The organism is Pseudomonas sp. Van50 (assembly GCF_055390755.1).
Genome location: NZ_AP024343.1, coordinates 4,724,841 through 4,750,691, shown reverse-complemented (window position 1 = coordinate 4,750,691; position 25,851 = coordinate 4,724,841). Strand labels below are relative to the sequence as shown.

The window sequence follows — 25,851 nt, the reverse complement described above, 5'->3', positions numbered from 1 at the left end:
TCACAGTGGTAAAAGTAGTACCGGTTGTGCACATTCACTTTTTTACCTGCTCGTCATGGGCAGTTTTTTATAGTCATTCAACAGATGGACGCGCCGTTGGCGCAGGAAAAGAAGCGTTTTGAAGAAATCCACCGCAGCACCCAAACCAGTCGTTCCGCTCTGGCGCCAGCAACTGCACTACCGGCTCAAGGAAGGTGCATTGATCGCCATCGGTGCCCTGTGCCTGTTCCTGATGATGGCCTTGCTGACCTACGGCAAGGACGATCCGGGCTGGAGCCATAACAGCAAGATCGACGACGTGCAGAATTTTGGCGGTCCGGCCGGTTCCTACAGCGCCGACATCCTGTTCATGGTGCTGGGCTATTTCGCCTACATTTTCCCGTTGCTGCTGGCGATCAAGGCCTACCAGATCTTCCGCCAGCGCCACGAGCCGTGGCAGTGGAGCGGCTGGTTGTTCTCCTGGCGCCTGATCGGCCTGGTGTTCCTGGTGTTGTCGGGGGCCGCGCTGGCCCATATCCATTTCCATGCGCCCACCGGCTTGCCGGCCGGGGCGGGTGGTGCCTTGGGGGAAAGCCTCGGCGATCTGGCCAGGAATGCCCTGAACATCCAGGGCAGCACGTTGTTGTTCATCGCCCTGTTCCTGTTTGGCCTGACGGTGTTCACCGACCTGTCCTGGTTCAAGGTCATGGACGTCACGGGCAAGATCACCCTCGACCTGATCGAACTGATCCAGGGCGCCATGAACCGCTGGTGGGCGGCGCGCACCGAGCGCAAGCAACTGGTGGCGCAACTGCGTGAAGTCGACGACCGCGTCCACGACGTGGTGGCCCCGACGACGCCGGACAAGCGCGAGCAGGCCAAGGTCAAGGAGCGCCTGATCGAGCGTGAGCAGGCCTTGAGCAAACACATGTCCGAGCGCGAAAAACAGGTGCCGCCGGTCATCACCATGGCCCCGGCCAAGCCGCCGGAGCAGAGCAAGCGCGTACAGAAAGAGAAACAGGCGCCGCTGTTCGTCGACAGTGCGGTGGAAGGCACCTTGCCGCCGATCTCGATCCTGGACCCGGCCGAGAAGAAACAGCTCAATTATTCCCCCGAATCCCTGGCGGCCGTCGGCCACTTGCTGGAGATCAAGCTCAAGGAGTTCGGGGTCGAGGTGTCGGTGGATTCGATCCACCCGGGCCCGGTGATTACCCGCTACGAAATCCAGCCCGCTGCCGGCGTGAAGGTCAGTCGCATCGCCAACCTGGCGAAAGACCTGGCGCGTTCCCTGGCCGTGACCAGCGTGCGGGTGGTGGAGGTGATTCCCGGCAAGACCACCGTGGGTATCGAGATTCCCAACGAAGACCGCCAGATCGTGCGCTTCTCCGAAGTGCTGTCGACGCCTGAGTATGACAACCACAAGTCGCCGGTCACCCTGGCCCTGGGCCACGACATCGGCGGCAAGCCGGTCATCACCGACCTGGCGAAGATGCCTCACCTGCTGGTGGCCGGTACCACCGGTTCCGGTAAGTCGGTGGGCGTGAACGCGATGATCCTGTCGATTCTGTTCAAGTCCGGCCCGGAAGACGCCAAGCTGATCATGATCGACCCGAAAATGCTCGAATTGTCGATCTACGAAGGCATTCCGCACCTGCTGTGCCCGGTGGTCACCGACATGAAGGACGCCGCCAACGCCCTGCGCTGGAGCGTCGCCGAGATGGAGCGCCGCTACAAGCTGATGGCGAAGATGGGCGTGCGCAACCTGTCGGGCTTCAACGCCAAGGTCAAGGAGGCCGAAGAGGCCGGTACGCCATTGAGCGATCCGTTGTATCACCGCGAGAGCATCCACGACGAAGCGCCGCTGCTGCACAAGCTGCCGACCATCGTGGTGGTGGTGGACGAATTCGCCGACATGATGATGATCGTCGGCAAGAAGGTCGAAGAACTGATCGCCCGTATCGCCCAGAAGGCCCGTGCGGCCGGTATCCACTTGATCCTCGCCACGCAGCGGCCGTCGGTGGACGTGATCACCGGCCTGATCAAGGCCAACATCCCGACCCGCATGGCGTTCCAGGTATCGAGCAAGATCGACTCGCGGACCATCATCGACCAGGGTGGCGCCGAGCAGTTGCTGGGGCATGGTGACATGCTCTATATGCCGCCGGGCACCAGCCTGCCGATTCGTGTGCACGGTGCGTTCGTTTCCGATGACGAAGTGCACCGCGTGGTGGAAGCTTGGAAGTTGCGTGGCGCGCCTGAATACAACGACGACATCCTCAACGGTGTCGAAGAGGCCGGCAGCGGTTTCGAGGGCAGCAGTGGCGGCGGTGACGACGACGCTGAAACCGATGCGCTCTATGACGAAGCGGTGCAGTTTGTCCTGGAGAGCCGCCGGGCCTCGATTTCCGCCGTCCAGCGCAAGCTGAAGATTGGCTACAACCGCGCCGCCCGCATGATCGAAGCCATGGAAATGGCCGGGGTGGTGACGGCCATGAACACCAACGGCTCGCGCGAAGTACTGGCGCCGGGCCCGATGCGCGACTAATGACCCGGGCGGCCTGCCGAAGCGCCGCTCGAACCCCCACGACTTCATGAGGACTCCCATGCGCCTGATTCGCATGTTGCTGTTGCCCGTACTGGCCTTGTCTACCTTGTCGGCCCACGCCGGCGAAAAGGACGTGGCTCGCCTGACCCAATTGCTGGGGGGCTCCCAGACCTTGACCGCACGTTTTTCCCAGTTGACCCTCGATGGCAGTGGCACCCAATTGCAGGAAACCGCTGGCGACATGGCCCTGCAGCGCCCGGGCCTGTTCTACTGGCACACGGATGCACCAGCCGAACAACTGATGGTGTCCGACGGCAAGAAAGTCTCCCTGTGGGACCCGGACCTGGAACAGGTGACCATCAAGACCCTCGACCAGCGCCTGACCCAGACGCCGGCGCTGTTGCTGTCCGGTGACATCTCCGAGATCAGCCAGAGCTTCGAGATCACCTCCAAGGAGGCCGGTGGCGTGATTGACTTCACCCTCAAGCCCAAGACCAAGGACAGCCTGTTCGACAGCCTGCGCCTGTCGTTCCGCAACGGCCTGGTCAACGACATGCAGTTGATCGACAGTGTCGGCCAGCGCACCAATATCCTGTTCACCGGGGTCAAGGCCAACGAGCGGATCGCCGCGTCCAAGTTCAAGTTCGACATCCCCAAGGGTGCCGATGTGATCCAGGAATAAGGGGGCATCTCAGAACCTAATGTGGGAGCGAGCTTGCTCGCGATATCGGTGGGTCAGTCACATCCATTTCGACTGATCCGACGCCATCGCGAGCAAGCTCGCTCCCACAGGGTGCTGTAGTGTTCAATAGAGTCGGCAACAGGACCCAGCGGAGGTTTTGTAGTAATCATGGACCTGTTTCGAAGCGCCCCGATTGCCCAGCCATTGGCCGCCCGCTTGCGCGCGACCAACCTGGATGAGTACGTCGGCCAGGAGCATGTGCTCGCTCGCGGCAAGCCTCTGCGCGAGGCCCTGGAGCAGGGCGCCCTGCACTCGATGATCTTCTGGGGCCCGCCGGGCGTGGGCAAGACCACCCTGGCGCGGCTGCTGGCGGAAGTCTCGGACGCTCACTTCGAAACGGTGTCGGCGGTGCTGGCCGGGGTCAAGGAAATCCGCCAGGCGGTGGAAGTGGCCAAGCAGCAGGCTGGGCAGTACGGCAAGCGCACGATCCTGTTCGTCGACGAAGTGCACCGGTTCAACAAGTCCCAGCAGGACGCATTCCTGCCCTACGTCGAAGACGGCACGCTGATCTTCATCGGTGCCACCACCGAAAACCCTTCGTTCGAACTCAACAACGCCTTGCTCTCGCGGGCGCGGGTCTATGTGCTCAAGAGCCTCGACGAGACGGCGATGCGCAAGCTGGTGCATCGGGCGCTGACCGAGGAGCGCGGCCTGGGCAAGCGGCATTTGAGCCTCAGCGATGAAGGCTTCCAGATCCTGTTTTCCGCCGCCGATGGCGATGGCCGGCGCTTGCTCAACCTGCTGGAAAACGCCTCGGACCTGGCCGAAGACGACAGCGAGATTGGCGTCGAGCTGCTGCAAAGCCTGCTGGGCGATACCCGGCGCCGCTTCGACAAGGGCGGCGAAGCGTTCTACGACCAGATTTCGGCGCTGCACAAATCCATCCGCGGTTCCAACCCCGATGCGGCCTTGTACTGGTTTGCGCGCATGATCGACGGCGGTTGCGATCCGCTGTACCTGGCGCGGCGCGTCGTGCGCATGGCCAGCGAAGACATCGGCAATGCCGACCCCCGGGCCCTGAGCCTGTGCCTGGCGGCGTGGGATGTGCAGGAGCGCCTCGGCAGCCCGGAAGGTGAGCTCGCCGTGGCCCAGGCCATCACGTACCTGGCCTGTGCGCCGAAGAGCAACGCGGTGTACATGGGCTTCAAGGCGGCGATGCGCAGCGCCACCGAACACGGCTCCCTCGAAGTGCCGCTGCACCTGCGCAACGCGCCGACCAAGCTCATGAAGCAACTGGGCTATGGCGAAGAATACCGTTATGCCCATGATGAGCCGGACGCCTATGCCGCCGGCGAAGATTATTTCCCCGATGAACTCGAACCCCAGCGCTTCTACCAGCCAGTACCGCGGGGCCTTGAGCTGAAGATCGGCGAGAAGCTCAACCACTTGGCACAACTGGATCGCTTGAGCCCACGGCAGCGGAGAAAACCTTGATCCCCCTGATACTTGCCGTTTCCGCTGGCGGTGTCGCCGGCACGCTGTTGCGTTTCGCCACGGGCAACTGGATCAACGCAAATTGGCCCCGGCACTTCTATACCGCGACGCTGGCCGTTAATATCGTGGGCTGTCTGCTGATCGGCGTTCTATACGGTCTGTTTTTGATTCGCCCGGAAGTGCCCATCGAGGTGCGGGCCGGGTTGATGGTTGGCTTTCTCGGCGGCCTGACGACTTTTTCATCCTTTTCACTGGATACGGTGCGCCTGCTGGAAAGCGGGCAGGTGCCGCTGGCCCTGGGCTATGCAGCCATCAGCGTATTCGGCGGGCTGCTCGCCACCTGGGCCGGCCTGTCCTTGACCAAACTTTGATAACGAGAGACCGACATGCTCGATTCCAAACTGTTACGTAGCAACCTCCAGGACGTAGCGGACCGCCTGGCTTCCCGTGGCTTTGCCCTGGATGTCGCGCGCATCGAAGCGCTGGAAGAACAGCGCAAGACCGTCCAGACCCGCACCGAAGCCCTGCAGGCTGAACGTAACGCGCGCTCCAAGTCCATCGGCCAGGCCAAGCAGCGTGGCGAAGACATCGCACCGCTGATGGCCGATGTCGAGCGCATGGCGGGCGAATTGAGCGCGGGCAAGGTCGAGCTGGACGCGATCCAGACCGAGTTGGATTCGATCCTGCTGGGCATCCCGAACCTGCCTCACGAATCGGTACCGGTTGGTGAAGACGAAGACGGCAACGTCGAAGTGCGCCGCTGGGGCACGCCGACAACCTTCGATTTCCCGGTGCAGGACCACGTGGCCCTGGGCGAGAAATTCGGCTGGCTCGACTTCGAAACCGCCGCCAAGCTGTCGGGCGCCCGTTTCGCCCTGCTGCGCGGGCCGATCGCGCGCCTGCATCGGGCCCTGGCGCAGTTCATGATCAACCTGCATGTCACCGAACACGGCTACGAAGAAGCCTACACCCCGTACCTGGTCCAGGCCCCGGCGCTGCAGGGCACCGGTCAGTTGCCGAAGTTCGAGGAAGACCTGTTCAAGATCAGCCGCGACGGCGAGGCCGACCTGTACCTGATCCCGACCGCCGAAGTGTCGCTGACCAACATCGTGGCCGGCGAGATCGTCGACGCCAAGCAACTGCCGATCAAGTTCGTCGCCCACACGCCGTGCTTCCGCAGTGAAGCCGGGGCGTCGGGCCGTGATACCCGCGGCATGATCCGCCAGCACCAGTTCGACAAGGTCGAGATGGTTCAGATTGTCGAGCCGTCTAAATCCATGGAGGCGCTGGAAAGCCTGACCGCCAACGCCGAGAAGGTCCTGCAACTGCTGGAACTGCCGTATCGCACCCTGGCGCTGTGCACCGGCGACATGGGTTTCAGCGCGGTCAAGACCTACGACCTGGAAGTCTGGATTCCGAGCCAGGACAAGTACCGCGAGATTTCGTCGTGCTCCAACTGCGGCGACTTCCAGGCCCGCCGCATGCAGGCGCGTTTCCGCAACCCGGAAACCGGCAAGCCGGAACTGGTCCACACCCTCAATGGCTCTGGCCTGGCGGTGGGGCGTACCCTGGTGGCAGTGCTGGAGAACTACCAGCAGGCCGACGGTTCGATCCGTGTGCCCGAGGTGTTGAAACCCTACATGGGCGGCATCGAGGTCATCGGCTAAATGGACTATTTGCCACTGTTCCACAACCTGCGCGGCAGCCGCGTGCTCGTGGTCGGCGGCGGGGAAATTGCCTTGCGCAAGTCCCGCCTGCTGGCCGATGCCGGCGCGTTGCTGCGGGTGGTTGCACCCGACATCGAACCGCAGTTGCGGGAACTGGTCAGTGGCAGCGGCGGCGAGTGTATCCAGCGCGGTTACCTTGAGGCGGATCTGGACGGTTGCGGGCTGATCATTGCCGCCACCGACGACGAACCGCTCAATGCCCAGGTCTCGTCCGACGCCCACAAGCGTTGCGTGCCGGTCAATGTGGTGGACGCGCCGGCCCTGTGCAGCGTGATCTTCCCGGCGATCGTCGACCGCTCGCCCTTGGTGATCGCAGTGTCCAGTGGCGGCGACGCGCCGGTGCTGGCGCGGCTGATCCGGGCCAAGCTGGAAACCTGGATTCCCTCGACCTATGGGCAGTTGGCCGGGCTGGCGGCGCGTTTTCGCAATCAGGTCAAGCAACTGTTTCCCGATGTCCAGCAGCGCCGGGCATTCTGGGAAGAGGTGTTCCAAGGCCCTATCGCCGACCGCCAACTGGCCGGGCAGGGCGGCGAAGCCGAGCGCTTGCTGCGGGACAAGATCGACGGCCAGGCGCCGAGCGCGCCGGGCGAGGTTTATCTGGTGGGGGCCGGGCCGGGAGATCCGGACCTGCTGACCTTCCGCGCCTTGCGCTTGATGCAGCAGGCGGACGTGGTGCTGTACGACCGCCTGGTGGCGCCGGCGATTCTGGAATTGTGCCGACGCGACGCCGAACGCATCTACGTTGGCAAGCGCCGCGCCGACCACGCCGTACCCCAGGACCAGATCAACCAGCAATTGGTCGACCTGGCTCGCCAGGGCAAGCGCGTGGTGCGGTTGAAGGGCGGCGATCCGTTCATTTTCGGCCGTGGTGGCGAGGAGATCGAAGAGCTGGCGGCCCATGGCATTCCGTTCCAGGTCGTCCCGGGCATCACCGCCGCCAGTGGTTGCGCGGCCTACGCCGGGATCCCGCTGACCCATCGCGACTACGCCCAATCGGTGCGTTTCATCACCGGCCATCTCAAGGACGGCACCAGCGACTTGCCGTGGGCCGACCTGGTGTCGCCGGCGCAGACGCTGGTGTTCTACATGGGTTTGGTCGGCCTGCCGATGATCTGCAACGAGCTGATCAAGCACGGTCGCGCGGCGGATACGCCAGCGGCGTTGATCCAGCAGGGCACGACGTCGAACCAACGGGTCTTTACCGGCACTTTGGCGGACTTGCCACGGCTGGTGGCCGAGCATGAGGTGCATGCGCCGACGCTGGTGATCGTGGGGGAAGTGGTGCAGTTACGCGAGAAACTGGCCTGGTTTGAAGGGGCTCAGGGGCAGGTCTAGGAAGACCGAGTCGCCCCGATCGCGAGCAAGCTCGCTCCCACAGGGACCTTTGGCGCACTGAAGATCCAGTGTGGGAGCGAGCTTGCTCGCGATGCGGGCGGCCCACTCAACATGACCTCTGCTGACCCACCGCTATCGCGAGCAAGCTCGCTCCCACAGGGACCTTTGGCGCACTGAAGATCCAGTGTGGGAGCGAGCTTGCTCGCGATGCGGGCGGCCCACTCAACATGACCTCTGCTGACCCACCGCTATCGCGAGCAAGCTCGCTCCCACAGGGGCCTTTGGCGCACTGAAGATCCAGTGTGGGAGCGAGCTTGCTCGCGATGCGGGCGGCCCACTCAACATGACCTCTGCTGACCCACCGCTATCGCGAGCAAGCTCGGCTCCCACAGGGACCTTTGGCGCACTGCAGATCCAATGTGGGAGCTGAGCTTGCTCGCGATGAGGCCCTCAGCTACAACGGATTTTCCGGATCAATCCTCAGTCTGCCGCCAGATCCCTTTCCCACTCAACCTTTCCCGATCATGGGCAACCGTGAAATCCTGCTTCGGCCCCTTGGGCACGATCCCGTTAGGGTTGATGGTCTTGTGGCTGCCGTAGTAATGGCCCTGGATATGGGTGAAGTCCACGGTTTCGGCAATGCCCGGCCACTGGTACAGCTCCCGCAGCCAGTTCGACAGGTTCGGATAATCGGCGATGCGCCGCAGGTTGCATTTGAAGTGACCGAAATACACCGCGTCGAAACGGATGATCGTGGTGAACAGGCGGATATCCGCCTCGGTCAGGTATTCGCCAGCCAAGTAGCGTTTGGTCGCAAGCAAGGTCTCCAGCCGGTCCAGTTCGGCGAATAAACCGTCGAACGCTTCTTCGTAGGCCGCTTGGGTGGTGGCGAACCCGGCGCGATACACACCGTTGTTGACCGCCGGGTAGATCCGCTCGTTCAAGGCATCGATATCGCGGCGCAGGTGCTCGGGATACAGGTCCAGGTCGTTGCCGGTCAAACCATCGAAGGCACTGTTGAACATGCGGATGATTTCCGCCGATTCGTTGTTGACGATGCGCTGCTGGCGTTTGTCCCACAGCACTGGCACGGTGACGCGGCCGGTGTAGTCCGGCGTGTCGGCGGTGTAGCGCTGATGCAGGAATTGCAGAGGGTCGAGTTTGTCGCCTGTGGAGCCGTGGGTCTTGTCGAAGGTCCAGCCGTTTTCCAGCATCAGGTAGCTGACCACCGAGACATCGATCAGCGCCTCCAGGCCCTTGAGCTTGCGCACGATCAGCGTGCGGTGGGCCCAGGGGCAGGCCAGGGAGACATACAAATGGTAGCGCCCGGCCTCGGCGGCAAACCCGCTTTCGCCCGAGGGGCCGGCGCTGCCGTCGGCGGTCACCCAATGACGGCGCTGCGCCTGTTCGCGCTGGAAGGTGCCGTCCTTGCTTTCATACCACTGGTCCTGCCAGCGGCCTTCGACCAACAAACCCATCTGGATATCCTCGCTCAATAATCGTTGGAGACGAGTCTATTCCCATAGGTTCGAACTAAAAGCGCAAAGGTTGGGCGTTAATGATCGGTTAAATCGAACGATCCCGCGCGTCCCAATACTGCCGGGCTTTATCGAACGCTTCTTCGCGAGCCAGGCCCAGGCCGCGCAAGGCCAGTGCCATGGTGGCGATCAGCGCCAGTTGCGGGTAGCTGTCCTCGACGTCACCACGCCAGATCGCCTTCAAATGCTCGGGGTCGAGGCTCTCCGGTTTGACATGGCGCTGCTCGGCCAGGCGCGGCCATTCTTCGTCCCAACTGGTGCCGCCGGTGGTGCCGTACAGGTGGCTGTCGGCGTCCGGGTTGATCTCGATTTCGCCGCCGTCGCCCTTGATCACGATGGCGGTGTCACCGAGCAGGCCGCTGGCATCGCGATGCACGGCCTGGTAGCCCGGATGGAAGATGCTTTGCAGGCCGCAGCGGGCGGCCAGTGGGTTGAGAATCCGGGCCAGGGAATGGATCGGCGAGCGCAGGCCCAAGGTGTTGCGCAGGTCGATCATCCGCTGCATTTGCGGCGCCCAGTCCACCAGCGGCATGAAGGCCAGGCCGCCGTTGTCCAGCGCGCTGCCGACCTGTTGCCAATCCCGGCACAGCGGGATCTGCAGCAAGCCCAGCAATTGTTCGGTATAGAGGCGACCCGCCGTGTGAGCGCCGCCGCCGTGCATGAAAATTCGCACGCCGTTCTGGCCCAGGCACTTGGCCGCCAGCAGGTACCACGGCAAATGGCGCTTCTTGCCGGCGTAGGTCGGCCAGTCGAGGTCCACTGTCAACGCCGGGACCACCAGGCGTTCACGCAGGGCTTCGGTGAATCCGGCCATTTCCTCGGCGCTTTCTTCCTTGTGCCGCAGCAGCATCAGGAAGGCGCCCAGTTGGGTGTCCTCGACCTTTTCATCGAGCACCATGCCCATGGCCTCACGGGCTTCTTCGCGGGTCAGGTTGCGGGCGCCGCGCTTGCCTTTGCCAAGGATGCGCACGAACTGGGCGAACGGGTGTTCGGCCGGGGTCTCAAGGGTCAGTGCTGGAAAGTCGGTCATAAGCAATTCGTCGGTTTGGGCAGGCCCGCCAGCTTGGCGGCGAGTTTGGCGGGAGTGCCTTTGAACAATCGGTTCAGGTGCAGGCTGTTGCCTTTGTCCGCCCCCAGTTTCAGCGCCGTGTACTTGATCAGCGGCCGGGTCGCGGGGGAGAGCTGGAATTCGTCGTAGAAACCGCGAAGCAGTTCAAGGATTTCCCAGTGTTCGGGACTCAACTCGATGTCCTCGGCGCTGGCCAGGGCGGTGGCGACTTCGGCCGACCAGTCGTCCAGGTCGGCCAGGTAGCCGTCCTTGTCTAGCGCGATGGTGCGGTCGCCCACGTTCAGCGTGTTCATAGCCAGGTGTTGACCTTGTCGTGCTCGATCGATAGCTCGACGAAACCTGAGTAGTTGATGGCTTCGGCCCAGTCTGGGGTGTCCAGGGCGCGGGCCTGGAGGTCTTCGGCGAGCACGAACAGGTTCACGCCGGCGGCCTGCAGCCGTTCGAACGGTGGGCTGCCCGGTTGCAACGCGTACGTCGCGTCGCCGCACAGCAGCAGCGCATCCTGATTGCCCAGCACCCGCAGGCAACTGGCGAGGCGGTTATCGCCGAAGGGCGAATGAGACAACACATGCAAAGTCGACATCAGAGGGTGATCACCTGGTCGTAACGGTCGATGAGCGCGGCGATGTCCGGCGCGCTCAGTACTTTCACCTCGCCCAGCGCCAGGGCGGCGCTGGTAACGCCGCGTTCGGCGGCGCTGTCGGCGCAGAGGAACAGGTCTTCGACGCCGAACATCGGCAACGCCTGCAGGTTGGCGCTCAGGTCCTTTTGCTGGACCGCCTTGGCGTTTTGGCCGGCGGTGAGCTGGAACACGCCGTCATCGAGAAACAGCAGGCCGATGGGCAGGTCGAACGCACCGCCGGCCAGGACGATGTCCAGGGCTTCACGGGCGCCGGGGCCGGACCAGGGGGCCTGGCGGCTGATCAGCAATAAAGACTTGGCCATTACGCGCCTCCAAAACAGATCAAGCGGTCGGCGTCCTGGATCGCATCGTGCAACTGGCCCAGCCCGGACAAGGCCCAGGGCGCTTCGACGCTGGCCGCCGCCCGCTGGTAACGCTGGGCTTCTTCCTCGTTCAACACGCCACGACGCAACGCCGCCGCGATGCAGACCACGCCGTCGAGCCGGTTGTCGCTGACGAATGCGCGCCACTGTTGGGGCAGGTCCTGTTCGTCCTGGGGCGTGACGACACTGGCGCAGGCGTTATAGACGCCGTCCTGATAGAAAAACAGCCGCACGATCTCATGCCCACCTGCCAGCGCCGCCTGGGCAAACAGCAAGGCACGACGCGAGGAGGGCGCATGGGCGGCGGAAAACAGCGCAATGGCGAACTTCATGACAGACCCGATCAGCAAAACTGCGGCCATGATAAAGCTTTATGGGCGGTGGGGCGATTGCCAGGAAAGAGCGAGGCCTCTCGATGAGGCTCACCTTGTGGCGAGGGAGCTTGCTCCCGCTGGGGCGCGCAGCGGCCCCAAAAACCTGCCAAGGGAGTGTGTCTGGCGAACCCTGGAAAATGAAAGGGGGCTGCTTCGCAGCCCAGCGGGAGCAAGCTCCCTCGCCACAGGGGTCAGGGCTTAGCCTTCAGGCCATGCAACTCGCAATACTCCGCCCACGCCATCCCCGCCATCTCCGCCACTTCCTTATGCACCTCCAGGCGCTGGGCCTGGTACTCCTCGGGCGAGGCGGCGGTCAGTTGCAAAGTCAGTTCCCAGGCAAACAGGCCCAGGCGCTCGGCCTCGGCTTCGAACGCTTCGTGCAAGCGCTCGGCACGGTACTGTGCGGCGGTCTCGCCCTTGGCCTGGGCCAGCAGCGGGTTGAGGTGGTCCAGTTCGTGGCGCAGTTCGGGGCGCTCATCGAGAAATTTTTCCAGGGCCCGTTCGTGTTGCTGTTCGGTTGCCGCCATGGTCACTCCTTGGGGGATGCAGACTGCTTCTTGCTGGCCTTGGCCGCAGCCGCCAGGCATTCAAGGGCGAATTGTTCGGTGTAGGTCATCTGGATCGGCGTGGTTTCGCCCTTGACAGTGCGTTCGCCGTCGAGGATGTAGCGAATCCGCTTGTCGGTGACGCCGATTCGCTTGGCGATCCACGAAGGTGTCTGGCCGATCTGGCTGATCAGTTTGTCGGCATATTCCGGGGTGGGCTTGTAGAACTCGGCGTTGGGGGTCATGGGGGTTCCGCGTGGCTGGTGGCGATGGCGCGACAGATTGCGTGAATCGGTGCTCGCTGTCGCGGGTAAATTTCAGTAAAGCAGCACGATGGCTCGGGCCGCAGTGCTACAGTCCGTTTTTTTTCGATGAGTGAACGCAATGCGAATGTTGACGGTGGCCCTGGCCGCCACTTTGCTGGTCGGCTGCGCGGGTTCGGCGATGAACGAGGCTCGGACCCAGGCCCCTTACAAGACCCTGACCTCGGACAAGCCGGAACAGGTCGTGGCCCAGTGCGTGCAGTTTTCCTGGCAGGACGAAGCGGTATTCGGTGTCGATGCCGGCGCCTACCTGCAACCGGGCAAGAAAGGTGGCTCTACGGTATACACCCGCTCCGCCGAATCGTTTGTCGATTTGCACGCCGGTGCGACGGGCACCGAGTTGAGTTATTACGCCAAGCATGACGATTTCGTGGCCAAGCGCCGGTTGGCGGCGTTGGCGACTTGCTTGTAAGCAGCTCGCACTAACGCCCCGGATCCTATGTGGGAGCGAGCTTGCTCGCGATAGCGGCGGGTCAGACGACAGAAATGTTGACCGTTAAATGGCTATCGCGAGCAAGCTCGCTCCCACAGGGGCTGCGTTTCAAGCCGTGTCCAGGCGCTTCTGGAAGAAGAAACGCTGGTGGCCCGGCGGGTAGTCGTCGATCAGGCCGCACTCGGTGAAACCGTGTCTGCGGTAGAACGCCGGGGCCTGGAAGTCGAAGGTGTCCAGCCAGATGCCCACGCAGTTTTTCTCCCGGGCCAGTGCTTCGGCCATCTGCATCAGGGTCGAGCCGGTGCCCTGGCCCCGGGCCTGTTCCGGCACCACCAGCAGCTCGATATACAGCCAGCGAAAAAACACTCGGCCGTAGAGCCCGCCGACAATTTCGCCCTGTTCGTCCCGCACCAGCCAGGCCACCAGTTCAGGTGCACTTCCACCGGTCTTGGCGGTGTTGAAGGCGCGTAGCGGGGCGAGGATGGCTTGGCGTTCTTCGTCGGTGGGCGTGTCCGTGCGTTCGATTCGTAGCGTCATCGGCGATGTCCCTATTCAGTCAAGATCAAGCGCAGGAGCCTATCCCAAAGGCTGGCGTGACGTCATCCGGTCGGCGGGGAAACAGGCGCATTACGCAAACCAAGCCATACTGCCTAATGCTTTTGAAGCGATCCCTATCCCAAAAAACAAGAAGAGACCGACTCATGAAGTTCGAATCCTTGGCCCGGACCCTCATCGCGACGTCACTGACCCTCGGTTGTTTATCGGCGTACGCCGCTTCCCAGGCGCCGGTGGCGGCCGAGAACGGCATGGTGGTTACTGCCCAGCACCTGGCGACCCATGTCGGCGTCGACGTGCTCAAGAACGGTGGCAATGCCGTGGATGCGGCGGTGGCGGTGGGGTATGCCCTGGCGGTGGTGTATCCGGCGGCGGGTAACCTGGGCGGGGTGGTTTCATGACCCTGCAATTGGCCGACGGTCGCAAGACGTTCCTGGATTTCCGCGAAAAGGCCCCCCTGGCCGCCACTGCCAACATGTATCTGGACAAGGACGGCAACGTCGTGCCCGAACTCAGCACCCGCGGCCACCTGGCGGTCGGCGTGCCCGGCACCGTGTCCGGCATGGAGCTGGCGTTGAGCAAGTACGGCAGCAAACCGCGGGCGGAATTGATTGCCCCGGCCATCAAGTTCGCCGAAGAAGGCTTCGCCCTGGAGCAGGGTGATGTCGATCTGCTGGAAACCGCCACCGATGTGTTCAAGAAGGACATGCGCGATTCCGGTGCGATCTTCCTGCACAACGGCGAGCCCATGCAGGTCGGCCAGAAGCTGGTGCAAAAGGATCTCGCCAAGACCCTGCGGGAAATCTCCGCCAAGGGCGCCGACGGTTTCTACAAGGGCTGGGTCGCCGATGCCCTGGTCACCTCCAGCCAGGCCAACAAAGGCATCATCACCCAGGCCGACCTGGACAAGTACAAGACCCGCGAACTCGCCCCGGTGGAGTGCGACTACCGTGGCTACCACATCATCTCGGCGCCGCCGCCCAGTTCTGGCGGGGTGGTGCTGTGCCAGATCATGAATATCCTCGACGGCTATCCGATGAAGGAGCTGGGGTTCCATTCGGCCCAGGGCATGCACTATCAGATCGAAGCCATGCGCCACGCCTACGTGGACCGCAACAGCTACCTGGGTGACCCGGATTTCGTGAAGAACCCCATCGACCATCTGCTGGACAAGACCTACGCCGCCAAGCTACGGGCCGCGATCGAGCCGCAAAAGGCCGGCGACTCGCAGAAGATCAAGCCCGGCGTGGCGCCCCATGAGGGCAGCAACACCACCCATTACTCCATCGTCGACAAGTGGGGCAACGCCGTTTCGGTTACCTACACCTTGAACGACTGGTTCGGCGCGGGCGTCATGGCGAGCAAGACCGGGGTGATCCTCAACGATGAGATGGACGACTTCACCGCCAAGGTCGGTGTGCCCAACATGTATGGCCTGGTGCAGGGCGAGGCCAACGCCATCGCGCCGGGCAAGGCACCACTGTCATCCATGAGCCCGACCATCGTCACCAAGGACGGCAAGACGGTCATGGTGGTGGGCACCCCGGGCGGCAGCCGGATCATCACCGCGACGTTGCTGACCATCCTCAACGTGATCGACTACGGCATGAACCTCCAGGAAGCGGTCGATGCGCCGCGTTTCCACCAGCAATGGATGCCGGAGGAAACCAACCTGGAGACGTTCGCGGCCAGCCCCGATACCCAGAAGATTCTGGAGAGCTGGGGACACAAGTTTGCCGGCCCGCAAGACCCCAACCACATCGCCGCGATCCTGGTCGGCGCGCCGTCATTGGGCGGCAAGCCAGTGGGCAAGAACCGCTTCTATGGCGCCAACGACCCCCGTCGCAACACCGGGTTGTCGCTGGGTTATTGATGAGTTGCACGGCTGCGACACGGTTTGAAGAGGGAAGGTCATGAACACCGCATTGCTGATTATCGATGTCCAGAACGCGCTGTGCAGCGGCGAAGAGGAATGCTTCGACAGCCAGCGCATCATCCGGACCATCAGTGACCTCGGTGCCAGGGCCAGGGCTGCCGGCCGGACGGTGATCCTGATCCAGCATGAAGAGCTGGATGGGGCGCTGACCCATGGCGCCACCGGCTGGCAACTGGCCGTCGGCCTGTCGACCGCGGCGGATGACCTGCGGGTGCGCAAGACCACGGCCGATGCTTTCTACCAGACCGACCTGCAACCGTTGTTGCAGGCCCGAGGCATCGACCGCCTGGTGATCTGCGGGCTGCAAACCGACTATTGCATCAATGCCACCGTGCGTCAGGCCCATGCCCTGGGGTACGACGTGGTCCTGGCGGCCGATGCCCACTCCACCGTGGACAACGGCAGCATGGCGGCCGAGCAGATCATCGCCAACCACAACAACCGGCTGGGGCGACTGAGCAGTGCTGTATCGCGGATTGATGTAATGCCGGCTGCTGAAATCCGTCTGTAGCCGATACTCACTGTTTGGGCTGGAGCAGGAGACCTATGGCTCAGCCTCGAGGATGGTTCTTCACGGCGCGCCAAGCACCATCGTCCAGTACACCCCCGCATCGCTGCGCGAGTCGCTGGCCGACGCTGCGCCCATCTGGGTGAACATCGGGTTCATCAGGTTGGCGCAGTGTCCGGGGCTGGCGAGCCAATCGTGCATGGCCTGGCTCGGTGAGCGTTGGCCGGCGGCGATGTTCTCACCCAATTTACGTCCGCGAAAGCCGGCGCTCCTGGCGCGATCGGAGGTGGAGCGACCGTCCGGGTCGCGATGGGCGAAATAGTTGTCCTGGGCCATCGACCGGCTGTGGCCTTGGGCGGCCGTTCCCAACGCGGCGTTCCAGCTCAGCGGCCGAGCCGCCGCGAAGCGCTGGCGCCCGCACATCCGTGGCTTGGCCCTGGCGGCGTTGACCTGGGCCAGCAGCGTCTTGTCCGCCGCCCCCACGTCGCTCATCCGCGTGCCACCCATGGGCTGCGCCAATACCAGGCGCCACTCGTCACCGACCCGATTGACGCCGATATCGGCGTACTGGTTGTCCAGCAACGCTGCGCAATGCTCGTCCGCCAACATCTCGAAGGCCTCTTCGGCATCCCGTGCATCGGTCAGGCGGATGCTGCGCACGGCCCGGGCTTGATAGCCGGCGTCTTGCAAGGTTTCCCGCAGGCCACCGCGAAAGCCGATCGGCAAGCCCAGGTTCGAACGCAGCACCAGCGGCTGCGTGGCGCGCACCGTGCGCCACTCACAACGGCGGGACTGGCTACGGAAGTCGTTGATGGCGTCCACCAGTTGCCTTTCGCCCCGCGCATGGGCGGGGCTGGCGAACAAGGGAAACAGGGCAAGCAGGCACAGCGAAACGAAACGGCAAGAGCGAACAAGGTGGCGCATGGGGCGAACGGCTCAAGAGGGGAATTACTTTAGCGCCAGGCTTGGCGCCGATCAGCTGGAAAACCCGTGGCTGCAGGTTGGCGAGGTTTTCACGGCTGGGGTATGACTGTGGGTTTAGAAACAAGTTTCCGGAAGACGAAGACTCTCTGCGAGCTGGCACAACTCATTGTGGCGAGGGGAAAGGCTCCCTCGCCATAAAGAGTTCAGTCAGTTCAATTCGCCGTTTCAGCCACAGGCACCTTGGCTCGCTCAACCTTGCGATAGGTCAGCAACACGATGCCGGTCACCACAATCGCGCCGCCCATCACCTGGCCCGGGTTGAGCATCTGGTCCAGCACCAGCCAGCCGATCAGCAGTGTCGCCAGCGGTTCGATGTTCATCACCGGAGCGTTGCGCGGCATGTCCAGGCGGGGCACGGAAATGAACAGCACGATGAACCCGGTGCCATAGAGCACCACCAGGGTCGCCAGGGCGAGCCAGCCGGTGCTGCTGGCCGGCAGGTCGAAACCCCGGGCAGGGCACCGGTCAGGCCGGCGAGGTTGACGCTGCTGAACACGATGAAAATCGTCAACAGGCTGCGTACCGATCCGCGCACCTGGGACAACTTGTGGTCGGTGATCCACAGCGCGCAGGCGAACACGCAGGCGGCGCAGAAGGCCAGGCCCACCCCGAGCAACCATTGCGGGCCGACGTCCTGTGCGGAGGATAAGCGAGCCGGCACTTCCAGCACGAACACCAGCCCCACCAGGATCATGCCCATCAACGCGGCGGTGCGCGCCGTCGGGCGGGGGCCGCCCAATGCCCAGGTCAGCAAGGCCAGCAGGATCGGAAACACGTTGCCCACCAACAAGGCCAACGCCACTGGCACGCGCGCCACGGCGGAGTACAGGCACAGGCTCTGGGCGCCGATCAACAACCCCAGGGCCAATTGCCAACGCCACGCCCCGGGCGGCAGGCGCAGACGCTGGCGCTGCCAGAGCACCATCGCCGCCAATACCAGCAGCGTCCCGCCCGAGCGCAGCAGGATCGCCAGCAGCACCCCGGCACCGTCGTCGAAGGCGGCCCGGGCGGCGACATGGTTGCCGGCGAAGGCACAGCCCATGCACAGCAGGACGAGCACCGCGAGATGGCGGGGTAGTGGCGTGGGGGTATCAGGTGTGACAGTGGAGCGGGTCATGGCAGGTGTCTCGAAGGCGGCCGCCAAGGCCAAAGGCCTCGGAGCGGTTATTTTTAGTTATAGGTTGTCGTACGACTAAGGGCTTTTTACCCCATGGGGTGGTAACAGACAAGGTCCACTCAAGAGCGTCGGAAAACCTGTGGCGAGGGAGCTTGCTCCCGCTGGGCTGCGTAGCGGCCCTTTTTTATGAGCGCTTCGCACTCCAGCGGGATCAAGCTCCCTCGCCACATCGCATGTCTCGCACATTGTCCGGTGCTTTGCTGTAAAACAAACCTGGCCGCTGTGTCGTTTACAGCCTTGCCCTTTTTACGGAACAACTCATGCGCCTGGCTGATTTCATTCTCGACAATATCGAGCCGATTCTTCAGGCGTGGGAAGACTTCGCCAAAACCATCACCCCCGCGTCCATTGGCATGGATTCCATTGCCCTGCGCGACCATGCCGAACAGATGCTGCGCACCATCGCCGCCGACCTGCGCACTTCGCAAACGCGCAAGGAGGCGATTGCCAAGTCCCATGGGGAGGCGCCGGCGACCGATACCGAAACCGCCGCCGAAACCCATGCGGTCATCCGCCAGTCCTCGGGGTTTACCGTGGAGCAAATGGTCTCCGAATACCGGGCCCTGCGCACCAGTGTGCTCATGCTCTGGATGCCGCATACGCAGCTGGATCACAAGCAGGTCATGGACGATCTGATTCGCTTCAACGAGGCCGTGGACCAGGCCTTGGCCGAGTCTGTCGTCAGCTACTCCGGGGCGGTGGATGCATCGCGCAACATCTTTCTCGGGATTCTCGGACACGACCTGCGCAGCCCCTTGGGCGCGATCCTGCTGAGTTCCGAAGTGCTGCTGCGGGCGGGGGACCTGCCCGCCAAAGCCACCAAGATCACTTCGCGCATCTACACCAGCGTCAAGCGGGCCAACAAAATCGTCGGCGATCTGCTGGATTTCACCCGTACCCAACTCGGCTCGGGCATTCCGGTGCAGCGCTTCAACGGCGATCTGGTGGCGGCCTGCGAAGGCATGGTGGAGGAGGCGCGGGCCTATCATCCGGAAAGCGAAATCCTTTTTGAAACGACCAGCGCGCTGGAGGGGCTTTTTGATCCGGCGCGCATGGAGCAGGTCTTCGCCAACTTGATTGGCAACGCCGTGCAGCACGGCACCGAAGGCACGCCGATTACCGTTTCGATGAGCGCTGAAGAGGATGTGGCAGTGATCGCGATCAACAACCAGGGCAAACCCATCGAGAAAGATGCCATGGCCAGCATTTTCAACCCGATGATCCGGCATCTACGCAGTGGTGAGATGCAGTACGGTTCCACGGCCGGGCTCGGACTGGGCCTGCACATCGCCTCGGCGATCGTATCGGCCCATAAGGGCACCATCGAGGTTCACTCGAAGGCGCGAGTCGGTACGACCTTTACCGTGCGTATACCCCTGCACCCGGACTGATCGATTGTGCGGATGAGCCTTTTCGTATACTTGTACGATGTCTTATCACGGAGTAAAACTGTCGTCCCGTCCAATAATAATTAACGGAGACGCACGATGGATGTTTCGCAATCTGCAACCGCCGCCGATCAGGGCCGCCGAGTGTTCCTGAAAAAATCCCTGGTGGTCTCGGCCGCCGCCGCCACCCTTGGCAACTTGCCCGGGCTCGCCCAGGCCGAGCCCTTGAGCCAGCGTTACCCAGACCCGCTGATCAACATCCTTGACCCCAGCTTCATGGACTTGCGCATCTTCAACGCCAGCGTGGAGAAGCTCGCCACCGGCCTGCGTTGGGCAGAGGGGCCAGTGTGGGTCGGTGACGGGCGTTACCTGCTGGTCAGTGACATTCCCAACAACCGCATCGTCCGCTGGGATGAAATCACCGGCGGGCTGTCGGTGTACCGAGAAAATGCCAATTTCTCCAACGGCATGTGCCGCGATCGGCAGGGGCGGCTGCTGGTGTGCGAAGGCTCCACCACCTCCAGCGAAGGCCGGCGCATCACCCGCACCGAGCACAACGGCACCCTCACCGTGCTGGCGGACAGTTTCGAGGGCAAGCCATTCAACTCGCCCAACGACATCGTCTGCAAGCGGGACGGTTCGGTCTGGTTCACCGACCCGCCGTTCCAGACCGGCAACAACTACGAGGGGCACAAAGTCACGCCCGTCCAGCCCCACGCGGTGTACCGCATCGACGGCGAAACCGGCAAGGTCAGCCGGGTGATCGACGACCTGGCGGGGCCGAACGGGTTGTGTTTTTCCCCGGACGAAAAAATCCTCTATGTGGTCGAAGGCCGGGCCAAGCCCAACCGCTTGATCTGGGCCATCGCCGTCAAAGACGACGGCACCCTGGGCGAGCGGCGCAAGCACATCGAAGGCCTGGATTACGCGGCGATCGATGGGATCAAGTGCGATGAAAGCGGCAACCTCTGGTGCGGCTGGGGCGGCAATGGCGACCCCAAGGCCGACCTGGAAAAACTCGACGGCGTGCGGGTGTTCAACGCCGAAGGCAAGGCCATCGGGCACATCTCCCTGCCGGAGCGTTGCCCCAACGTCTGCTTCGGCGGCCGGGAAGGCAATCGGTTGTTCATGGCCGGCAGCCACTCGTTGTATTCGCTGTTCGTGAATACACGGGGGGCGACGTTTGCCTGAGTGAACCACTCACCCTTGGCGTTGATGGACTTTGTGGCGAGGGAGCTTGCTCCCGCTGGGCTGCGTAGCAGCCCCTCCATCAGGCAGCGCGGTGTGTCTGGTGGATTCAAGCCGTTTCATTCGGGGCCGCTTCGCGCCCCAGCGGGAGCAAGCTCCCTCGCCACGGGTTCCACTTACTGTCTGGCTCTAGGGGCCGTACTGCCCCGCACCGTCAACTCAAACGGCAGCACCACATGCCGTTCGGCAATCGGCTTTTTCTCGATCAGGGCAATCAGCATCTGCACCGCTTTTTGCCCAAACATCTCGGCAGGCTGCGAAATGGTCGTCAGGGGCGGGTCGCAGTAGGCGGCGAACGGGATGTCGTCAAAGCCCACCAGGGAAATGTCCTCGGGCACTCGCAGGCCCATTCGCTTGATGCGCCTGAGCGCGCCGATGGCCATTTCGTCGTTTTCACAGAACAGCGCACTGGGGCGATCGGCCAACGCCAGCATCGCCTCGGCACCGTCGTCACCGGCCTTCAAGGTGAAGTCGCCATGGCAGATCAGGCTGGGGTCGATGGCGATGCCGGCCTGGTGCAGGGCATCCTGGTAGCCGGCCACGCGGTCCAGGGTCAGGGGGCTGCTGCGCGGTCCCTTGATGATGCCGATGCGGCGATGGCCGAGGCCGATCAGGTGTTCGGTCATGGCCTGGGCGGCGGCCCGGTTGTCGAGGCTGATGGTCGGGTAGGGGGCACCCTTGACCACTTCGCAGGCGTTGACCAGCGGCAGGCTGTCGGCGCCAGTGGGCATCGATTCGAACGGATCGCTGGCACGCAACTGGATCACGCCGTCGGCCTGGTGGGCGTAGACCAGGGCGGCGAATTCCCGCTCGATCTGCGCCCGGCCCTGGGTGTCGCACAACAGCAATCGATAACCCGCCGCCTGCGCCGCCTGTTGCGCGCCACTGATGACCCGGGCGAAAAACGTGTTGGCGATGGCCGGTACCAGGATCACCAGGTTGCCGGTCCGGCGGGAGCGAAATTGCACCGCCATCAGGTTGGGCCGATAGCCGGCCTGTTCCACCGCCGCGTTGACCTTGTCCCGTGTTTCGGGGAGTACCCGCTCGGGCGATTTCAGGGTTCTGGACACCGTGGCCACCGAAACACCCGCCAGCCGGGCCACCTCACGAATGTTGGACAAAATCACCTCGGGGAACAGGGGGTACGGTGGGGGAGCTTACCGCAGGTTGAGCGCCTCACAAATATTCCGCGGTGAACCCGTTGGGTTTGACACGCGGGGAAACTGAGCCTAGATTTCCGCCATGATGTAACCGGTTACATCATCATCCTGACAGGAAGAGAATCGCGATGAATCCTGTAGCACCGAAAATAAGAATGGGCTTCGTCGGCGGTGGAGAGGGCGCTTTCATCGGCCAGGCTCACCGTCAGGCCGCGGGCCTGGACGGCGGTTTCGAACTGGTGTGCGGCGCGTTCAGCCGCGACCCGCACAACGCTCGGCAGACGGGCACGGCCCTGGGCCTGGCCGCGTCCCGGTGTTATCACGACTGGCAGCACATGCTCGACACCGAAGCGCTGCTGCCGCTTGATCAGCGCATGGAATTGCTGGTCATCGTCACCCCCAATCATCTTCATGCACCCATCGCCAGCGAGGCCTTGAAAGCCGGTTTCCATGTGTTCAGCGAGAAGCCCGCCGCGCTGGACCTCAAGCAATTGCTGGCCCTGCGCGAGGTGCTGCAGGGCAGCCGTTGCCTCTATGGCCTGGCCCACACCTACCTGGGCTATCCCATGGTGTGGCAGGCCCGGGACATGGTGCGCTCGGGCGTGATCGGCCAGGTGCGCAAAGTGCTGGTCGAGTACCCCCAAGGCTGGCTCAGCCAGGATGTCGCCGCCCAGGGCAATAAGCAGGCCGAGTGGCGCGACGATCCCGGCCAGTCCGGCCTGGGCGGTTGCATCGGCGACATTGGTACCCATGCGTTTTCCCTGGCCGAGTTCGTCGCGGACCAACCGATCCAGCAGCTATGCGCTGCGTTGGGCACGCACGTCCCGGGGCGGCAACTGGATGACGATGCGGCGATGCTGTTCAAGATGGCGGGTGGCGCCAGCGGTGTGCTGATCGCAAGCCAGGTCTGCACCGGCGAAGAGAACCCGCTGAAGATTCGCGTCTACGGCGACAAGGGCGCCTTGGAGTGGCGCCAGGAAGAACCGGCGAGCCTGATCCATCGCGCCTTCGACCAGCCGTTGCGCACCCTGCGTAGCGGCCTCGGCCAGCCGTGGCTGTGCGAGGCGGCCACGCGGCGCATGCGTCTGCCGGCCGGGCATCCCGAGGGCTACCTGGAAGCCATGGCCAACCTCTACGGTGATTTCGCCCACGCCATTCGCAGCCATGTCCAAGGCCCCGACGCCCCGGGCGTACCTGGCATCGAGACCGGCTTGCGTGGCATGGCATTCATCGAGGCCGCCATCCTCAACCACCGTGGCGACGCGAAATGGACCGCCGTGCAAACCGGAGCATCCCTGTTGTGAATACCCTCGACAAGACCCCGAGCGGCCTGCGCGGCCCAGGTATTTTCCTGGCGCAGTTCATGTCCGCCGAAGCCCCGTTCGACACCCTGGCCAACATCGCCCAGTGGGCCGCTTCACAAGGCTACAAGGCCATTCAACTGCCGACATCGGGCACGCAATACATTGACTTGGCCCGGGCCGCCGAGAGCCAGGCCTATTGCGATGAGCTCAAGGCCACCTGTGCCCAGGCCGGTGTCGAGATCAGCGAGCTATCGACGCACCTGCAAGGCCAGTTGGTGGCGGTGCATCCGGCGTTCGACGCGCTGTTCGATGACTTCGCCCCGGCCCATTTGCGCGGCCAGCCCCAGGCGCGGACCGAGTGGGCGATCGAGCAACTCAAGCTGGCCGCCCGCGCCAGCCAGCGGCTGGGTCTCAAGGCCCATGCGACGTTTTCCGGCGCGCTGCTGTGGCCGTATCTCTATCCCTGGCCGCAGCGGCCGGCGGGCCTGGTGGAGCAGGGTTTCGCCGAACTGGCCCGGCGCTGGTTGCCGATTCTCGATTGCTTCGACGCGGCCGGTGTGGACCTGTGCTACGAGATCCACCCCGGCGAAGACCTCCACGACGGCGCCTCGTTCGAACGTTTCCTGGAGGCGGTCGATCATCACCCACGGGCGGCGATTCTCTACGACCCCAGTCATCTGTTGCTGCAACAGATGGACTACCTGGGCTTCATCGACCGTTACCACGCACGGATCCGCATGTTCCACGTCAAGGACGCCGAGTTCCGCCCCGATGCCCGTTCCGGGGTGTACGGCGGTTACCAGGGCTGGGTCGATCGTCCCGGGCGGTTCCGTTCGTTGGGGGATGGCCAGATCGATTTCAAATCGATCTTCAGCAAGCTGACCCAATACGATTTCAGCGGTTGGGCGGTCCTGGAATGGGAATGTTGCTTGAAGGATTTGCAACAGGGCGCCGCAGAAGGGGCGGCGTTCATCCAGCGGCACATGATCAGCAAGACCCGTAAGGCGTTCGATGATTTTGCCAGCGTTACGGCGGATGAGGATTCCAACCGGCGGTTGTTGGGCTTGTTGAGGTAGCCGCTCCACCCCAAAAACCCTGTGGCGAGGGAGCTTGCTCCCGCTGGGTGGCGAAGCCGCCCCAAAAATGGATGGATGCGATCTCCCAGACAGACCGTGTCAGCTGGTTTACGACGGCTGCGCCGCCGAGCGGGAGCAAGCTCCCTCGCCACAAAGCAGGCCACAAAAGCTGTGCAAGGAATTTTTTTCCACAAGAACAACAATAAAACGGTGACGCTCATGACCACGATGAATGCACGCCTCAGCGTGATGATGTTCCTGCAGTTCTTTATCTGGGGTGGCTGGTTCGTCACCCTCGGCACCTTCCTGTCCAGCACGCTGGGCGCCAGCGGGGGGCAGATCGGCATGGCGTTCTCCACGCAATCGTGGGGTGCGATCATTGCGCCGTTCGTCATCGGCCTGATCGCCGACCGCTTCTTCAACGCCGAACGGATCCTGGCGGTGTTGCACCTGCTCGGCGCGGTGTTGCTGTATCAGCTGTATTCGGCGGCGGATTTCAGCGTGTTCTACCCGTACGTGCTGGTGTACATGGTGGTCTACATGCCGACGCTGGCCCTGGTCAATTCCGTGGCGTTCCGCCAGATGCGCGATCCGGCGCTGGAGTTCTCCCGCATCCGGGTGTGGGGCACGATTGGCTGGATCGTCGCGGGCGTGGTGATCAGCTTCGTGTTCGCCTGGGATTCGCGCGAAGCGATCTCGGCAGGCGGCTTGCGCAATACGTTCCTGATGGCGGCCATCGCGTCCCTGGTCCTGGGGCTCTACAGCTTCACGCTACCGGCCACGGCGCCGCTCAAGGAACAGGCCAGCGCGGGCGGCGTCAAGCAACTGCTGGGGCTGGACGCGTTGGGTCTGTTGAAGGATCGCAGCTACCTGGTGTTCTTCATCGCTTCGATCCTGATCTGCATTCCCCTGGCGTTCTATTACCAGAATGCCAACCCGTTCCTGGCCGAAACCGGGATGACCAACCCAACGGCGAAGATGGCCATCGGGCAGGTCTCGGAAGTGTTGTTCATGCTGCTGTTGCCACTGTTCATCCAGCGCTTCGGCATCAAGCTGGCACTGTTGGTGGGCATGTTGGCGTGGGCGCTGCGCTACGTGTTGTTCGCCTACGGCAATAACGGCGACCTGGCGTTCATGCTGTTCACCGGCATTGCCTTGCACGGCATCTGCTACGACTTCTTTTTTGTCTCGGGGCAGATCTACACCGACGCCAAGGCGCCGGAGCGCTTTCGCAGCTCGGCCCAGGGCCTGATTACCCTGGCGACCTATGGTGTGGGGATGCTGATCGGCTTCTGGGTGGCGGGGCAGGTGACCGATCACTTTGTCGTGGCGGGCGGTCATGACTGGCAGAGCATCTGGCTGTTCCCGGCCGGTTTCGCGCTGCTGGTATTGGTCTGCTTCCTGTTTACCTTCCGTGGCCAGCAGGCGCTCGTTGCGCCGTCAAAGGCTTGAAGCAGGGCTGGGCG

Annotated in this window: 24 protein-coding genes and 2 pseudogenes; 14 read left to right on the top strand and 12 right to left on the bottom strand. The window is 63.2% G+C overall.

The genetic code is table 11. The annotated features are described in order from the left end of the window. The first annotated feature begins 118 nt into the window (after positions 1 to 118). From ACZ5M5_RS20045 to cysG, 6 genes are all read left to right on the top strand, one after another. Positions 119 to 2,524, top strand: coding sequence for a DNA translocase FtsK (locus ACZ5M5_RS20045; RefSeq protein ID WP_060741564.1), 2,406 nt, complete (start codon positions 119 to 121; stop codon positions 2,522 to 2,524). Positions 2,525 to 2,582: 58 nt separating this feature from the next. Then, complete coding sequence (gene lolA, locus ACZ5M5_RS20040; protein WP_192260950.1) at positions 2,583 to 3,206, top strand: outer membrane lipoprotein periplasmic chaperone LolA; 624 nt, start codon at positions 2,583 to 2,585, stop codon at positions 3,204 to 3,206. A gap of 168 nt (positions 3,207 to 3,374) precedes the next feature. Next, positions 3,375 to 4,700 (top strand): replication-associated recombination protein A, encoded by a 1,326-nt coding sequence (locus ACZ5M5_RS20035; RefSeq protein WP_046064131.1) that lies wholly within the window; start codon positions 3,375 to 3,377, stop codon positions 4,698 to 4,700. Continuing rightward, the gene (gene crcB, locus ACZ5M5_RS20030) at positions 4,697 to 5,071 is read left to right on the top strand and encodes a fluoride efflux transporter CrcB (protein WP_018608522.1); all 375 of its coding nucleotides are present in this window, start codon (positions 4,697 to 4,699) and stop codon (positions 5,069 to 5,071) included. Before ACZ5M5_RS20035 ends, crcB begins: the two co-directional genes overlap by 4 nt. 15 nt (positions 5,072 to 5,086) lie before the next feature. Further along, positions 5,087 to 6,367 carry a serine--tRNA ligase gene (gene serS, locus ACZ5M5_RS20025; protein WP_025213005.1) on the top strand — a complete coding sequence of 427 codons (1,281 nt, stop codon included), beginning with the start codon at positions 5,087 to 5,089 and terminating at the stop codon, positions 6,365 to 6,367. Next, positions 6,368 to 7,762, top strand: coding sequence for a siroheme synthase CysG (gene cysG, locus ACZ5M5_RS20020; RefSeq protein ID WP_464737881.1), 1,395 nt, complete (start codon positions 6,368 to 6,370; stop codon positions 7,760 to 7,762). Positions 7,763 to 8,235: 473 nt separating this feature from the next. Here the strand turns inward: cysG and ACZ5M5_RS20015 are convergent, their stop codons facing one another. The 8 genes from ACZ5M5_RS20015 to ACZ5M5_RS19980 form a co-directional block, all read right to left on the bottom strand. Next, positions 8,236 to 9,240, bottom strand: a complete 1,005-nt coding sequence (locus ACZ5M5_RS20015; RefSeq protein WP_103311335.1) for a glutathione S-transferase family protein — start codon at positions 9,238 to 9,240, stop codon at positions 8,236 to 8,238. 88 nt (positions 9,241 to 9,328) lie between these two features. Beyond that, positions 9,329 to 10,330 carry a glycosyl transferase family protein gene (locus ACZ5M5_RS20010; protein WP_207282863.1) on the bottom strand — a complete coding sequence of 334 codons (1,002 nt, stop codon included), beginning with the start codon at positions 10,328 to 10,330 and terminating at the stop codon, positions 9,329 to 9,331. Further along, positions 10,327 to 10,662: a TusE/DsrC/DsvC family sulfur relay protein gene (locus tag ACZ5M5_RS20005; RefSeq protein ID WP_464737880.1), complete on the bottom strand. Its 336-nt coding sequence runs from the start codon at positions 10,660 to 10,662 to the stop codon at positions 10,327 to 10,329. Before ACZ5M5_RS20005 ends, ACZ5M5_RS20010 begins: the two co-directional genes overlap by 4 nt. Beyond that, positions 10,659 to 10,952, bottom strand: coding sequence for a sulfurtransferase complex subunit TusB (gene tusB / locus ACZ5M5_RS20000; RefSeq protein ID WP_103311329.1), 294 nt, complete (start codon positions 10,950 to 10,952; stop codon positions 10,659 to 10,661). The genes ACZ5M5_RS20005 and tusB overlap by 4 nt, the downstream gene beginning before the upstream one ends. Continuing rightward, on the bottom strand, positions 10,952 to 11,314 hold the full coding sequence (gene tusC / locus ACZ5M5_RS19995; protein WP_192260955.1) for a sulfurtransferase complex subunit TusC: 363 nt from the start codon (positions 11,312 to 11,314) through the stop codon (positions 10,952 to 10,954). The genes tusB and tusC overlap by 1 nt, the downstream gene beginning before the upstream one ends. After that, positions 11,314 to 11,706, bottom strand: a complete 393-nt coding sequence (gene tusD, locus ACZ5M5_RS19990; RefSeq protein ID WP_060743167.1) for a sulfurtransferase complex subunit TusD — start codon at positions 11,704 to 11,706, stop codon at positions 11,314 to 11,316. The genes tusC and tusD overlap by 1 nt, the downstream gene beginning before the upstream one ends. Positions 11,707 to 11,939: 233 nt before the next feature. After that, on the bottom strand, positions 11,940 to 12,275 hold the full coding sequence (locus ACZ5M5_RS19985) for a DUF6388 family protein (protein WP_060741572.1): 336 nt from the start codon (positions 12,273 to 12,275) through the stop codon (positions 11,940 to 11,942). A 2-nt stretch (positions 12,276 to 12,277) separates the two neighbouring features. Next, positions 12,278 to 12,538: a hypothetical protein gene (locus tag ACZ5M5_RS19980; protein WP_072406776.1), complete on the bottom strand. Its 261-nt coding sequence runs from the start codon at positions 12,536 to 12,538 to the stop codon at positions 12,278 to 12,280. 139 nt (positions 12,539 to 12,677) lie between these two features. On the opposite strand from ACZ5M5_RS19980, the gene ACZ5M5_RS19975 reads away from it, so the two are divergent. Further along, positions 12,678 to 13,028 (top strand): hypothetical protein, encoded by a 351-nt coding sequence (locus ACZ5M5_RS19975; protein ID WP_060741574.1) that lies wholly within the window; start codon positions 12,678 to 12,680, stop codon positions 13,026 to 13,028. A 129-nt stretch (positions 13,029 to 13,157) separates the two neighbouring features. Here ACZ5M5_RS19975 and ACZ5M5_RS19970 read toward each other — a convergent pair whose 3' ends face one another. Continuing rightward, positions 13,158 to 13,586, bottom strand: a complete 429-nt coding sequence (locus ACZ5M5_RS19970; protein ID WP_060741575.1) for a GNAT family N-acetyltransferase — start codon at positions 13,584 to 13,586, stop codon at positions 13,158 to 13,160. A 164-nt stretch (positions 13,587 to 13,750) separates the two neighbouring features. Between ACZ5M5_RS19970 and ggt the strand changes: the two are divergent. Continuing rightward, positions 13,751 to 15,477, top strand: a pseudogene (gene ggt / locus ACZ5M5_RS19965) (gamma-glutamyltransferase). A 40-nt stretch (positions 15,478 to 15,517) separates the two neighbouring features. Then, the gene (locus ACZ5M5_RS19960) at positions 15,518 to 16,051 is read left to right on the top strand and encodes a cysteine hydrolase family protein (protein ID WP_060741577.1); all 534 of its coding nucleotides are present in this window, start codon (positions 15,518 to 15,520) and stop codon (positions 16,049 to 16,051) included. A 60-nt stretch (positions 16,052 to 16,111) separates the two neighbouring features. Here the strand turns inward: ACZ5M5_RS19960 and ACZ5M5_RS19955 are convergent, their stop codons facing one another. Both ACZ5M5_RS19955 and ACZ5M5_RS19950 read right to left on the bottom strand, forming a co-directional pair. Continuing rightward, the gene (locus tag ACZ5M5_RS19955) at positions 16,112 to 16,972 is read right to left on the bottom strand and encodes a CAP domain-containing protein (protein ID WP_464737879.1); all 861 of its coding nucleotides are present in this window, start codon (positions 16,970 to 16,972) and stop codon (positions 16,112 to 16,114) included. 212 nt (positions 16,973 to 17,184) lie between these two features. Beyond that, positions 17,185 to 18,074: pseudogene (locus ACZ5M5_RS19950) on the bottom strand (EamA family transporter). Positions 18,075 to 18,469: 395 nt separating this feature from the next. Between ACZ5M5_RS19950 and ACZ5M5_RS19945 the strand changes: the two are divergent. Together ACZ5M5_RS19945 and ACZ5M5_RS19940 are read left to right on the top strand one after the other, a co-directional pair. Beyond that, on the top strand, positions 18,470 to 19,600 hold the full coding sequence (locus ACZ5M5_RS19945) for a sensor histidine kinase (RefSeq protein WP_060741580.1): 1,131 nt from the start codon (positions 18,470 to 18,472) through the stop codon (positions 19,598 to 19,600). A 96-nt stretch (positions 19,601 to 19,696) separates the two neighbouring features. Further along, positions 19,697 to 20,788: an SMP-30/gluconolactonase/LRE family protein gene (locus tag ACZ5M5_RS19940; RefSeq protein WP_103310630.1), complete on the top strand. Its 1,092-nt coding sequence runs from the start codon at positions 19,697 to 19,699 to the stop codon at positions 20,786 to 20,788. A gap of 173 nt (positions 20,789 to 20,961) precedes the next feature. Here the strand turns inward: ACZ5M5_RS19940 and ACZ5M5_RS19935 are convergent, their stop codons facing one another. After that, positions 20,962 to 21,966, bottom strand: coding sequence for a LacI family DNA-binding transcriptional regulator (locus ACZ5M5_RS19935; protein WP_464737878.1), 1,005 nt, complete (start codon positions 21,964 to 21,966; stop codon positions 20,962 to 20,964). 167 nt (positions 21,967 to 22,133) lie between these two features. Between ACZ5M5_RS19935 and ACZ5M5_RS19930 the strand changes: the two genes are divergently transcribed. The 3 genes from ACZ5M5_RS19930 to ACZ5M5_RS19920 all read left to right on the top strand — a co-directional run bounded on the left by ACZ5M5_RS19930 (position 22,134) and on the right by ACZ5M5_RS19920 (position 25,837). Continuing rightward, positions 22,134 to 23,309 (top strand): Gfo/Idh/MocA family protein, encoded by a 1,176-nt coding sequence (locus ACZ5M5_RS19930; protein WP_464737877.1) that lies wholly within the window; start codon positions 22,134 to 22,136, stop codon positions 23,307 to 23,309. After that, positions 23,273 to 24,385: a sugar phosphate isomerase/epimerase family protein gene (locus ACZ5M5_RS19925; protein WP_464737876.1), complete on the top strand. Its 1,113-nt coding sequence runs from the start codon at positions 23,273 to 23,275 to the stop codon at positions 24,383 to 24,385. The genes ACZ5M5_RS19930 and ACZ5M5_RS19925 overlap by 37 nt, the downstream gene beginning before the upstream one ends. Before the next feature lie 219 nt (positions 24,386 to 24,604). Continuing rightward, positions 24,605 to 25,837 (top strand): nucleoside permease, encoded by a 1,233-nt coding sequence (locus tag ACZ5M5_RS19920; protein WP_060741585.1) that lies wholly within the window; start codon positions 24,605 to 24,607, stop codon positions 25,835 to 25,837. Positions 25,838 to 25,851: the final 14 nt, after the last annotated feature.

Excerpts from the sequence above, each read along its gene's own strand:
- tusD (WP_060743167.1), bottom strand. The coding sequence starts at position 11,706 with ATGAAGTTCGCCATTGCGCTGTTTTCCGCCGCCCATGCGCCCTCCTCG.
- ACZ5M5_RS19955 (WP_464737879.1), bottom strand. The coding sequence starts at position 16,972 with ATGCGCCACCTTGTTCGCTCTTGCCGTTTCGTTTCGCTGTGCCTGCTT.
- ACZ5M5_RS19930 (WP_464737877.1), top strand. The coding sequence starts at position 22,134 with ATGAATCCTGTAGCACCGAAAATAAGAATGGGCTTCGTCGGCGGTGGA.
- cysG (WP_464737881.1), top strand. The coding sequence starts at position 6,368 with ATGGACTATTTGCCACTGTTCCACAACCTGCGCGGCAGCCGCGTGCTC.
- ACZ5M5_RS19970 (WP_060741575.1), bottom strand. The coding sequence starts at position 13,586 with ATGACGCTACGAATCGAACGCACGGACACGCCCACCGACGAAGAACGC.
- ACZ5M5_RS19960 (WP_060741577.1), top strand. The coding sequence starts at position 15,518 with ATGAACACCGCATTGCTGATTATCGATGTCCAGAACGCGCTGTGCAGC.
- ACZ5M5_RS19940 (WP_103310630.1), top strand. The coding sequence starts at position 19,697 with ATGGATGTTTCGCAATCTGCAACCGCCGCCGATCAGGGCCGCCGAGTG.
- tusC (WP_192260955.1), bottom strand. The coding sequence starts at position 11,314 with ATGGCCAAGTCTTTATTGCTGATCAGCCGCCAGGCCCCCTGGTCCGGC.
- ACZ5M5_RS19980 (WP_072406776.1), bottom strand. The coding sequence starts at position 12,538 with ATGACCCCCAACGCCGAGTTCTACAAGCCCACCCCGGAATATGCCGAC.
- ACZ5M5_RS19925 (WP_464737876.1), top strand. The coding sequence starts at position 23,273 with ATGGACCGCCGTGCAAACCGGAGCATCCCTGTTGTGAATACCCTCGAC.
- ACZ5M5_RS20010 (WP_207282863.1), bottom strand. The coding sequence starts at position 10,330 with ATGACCGACTTTCCAGCACTGACCCTTGAGACCCCGGCCGAACACCCG.
- serS (WP_025213005.1), top strand. The coding sequence starts at position 5,087 with ATGCTCGATTCCAAACTGTTACGTAGCAACCTCCAGGACGTAGCGGAC.
- ACZ5M5_RS19920 (WP_060741585.1), top strand. The coding sequence starts at position 24,605 with ATGACCACGATGAATGCACGCCTCAGCGTGATGATGTTCCTGCAGTTC.
- ACZ5M5_RS20005 (WP_464737880.1), bottom strand. The coding sequence starts at position 10,662 with ATGAACACGCTGAACGTGGGCGACCGCACCATCGCGCTAGACAAGGAC.
- lolA (WP_192260950.1), top strand. The coding sequence starts at position 2,583 with ATGCGCCTGATTCGCATGTTGCTGTTGCCCGTACTGGCCTTGTCTACC.
- tusB (WP_103311329.1), bottom strand. The coding sequence starts at position 10,952 with ATGTCGACTTTGCATGTGTTGTCTCATTCGCCCTTCGGCGATAACCGC.
- ACZ5M5_RS20015 (WP_103311335.1), bottom strand. The coding sequence starts at position 9,240 with ATGGGTTTGTTGGTCGAAGGCCGCTGGCAGGACCAGTGGTATGAAAGC.
- ACZ5M5_RS19975 (WP_060741574.1), top strand. The coding sequence starts at position 12,678 with ATGCGAATGTTGACGGTGGCCCTGGCCGCCACTTTGCTGGTCGGCTGC.
- ACZ5M5_RS19985 (WP_060741572.1), bottom strand. The coding sequence starts at position 12,275 with ATGGCGGCAACCGAACAGCAACACGAACGGGCCCTGGAAAAATTTCTC.
- ACZ5M5_RS20035 (WP_046064131.1), top strand. The coding sequence starts at position 3,375 with ATGGACCTGTTTCGAAGCGCCCCGATTGCCCAGCCATTGGCCGCCCGC.
- ACZ5M5_RS19945 (WP_060741580.1), top strand. The coding sequence starts at position 18,470 with ATGCGCCTGGCTGATTTCATTCTCGACAATATCGAGCCGATTCTTCAG.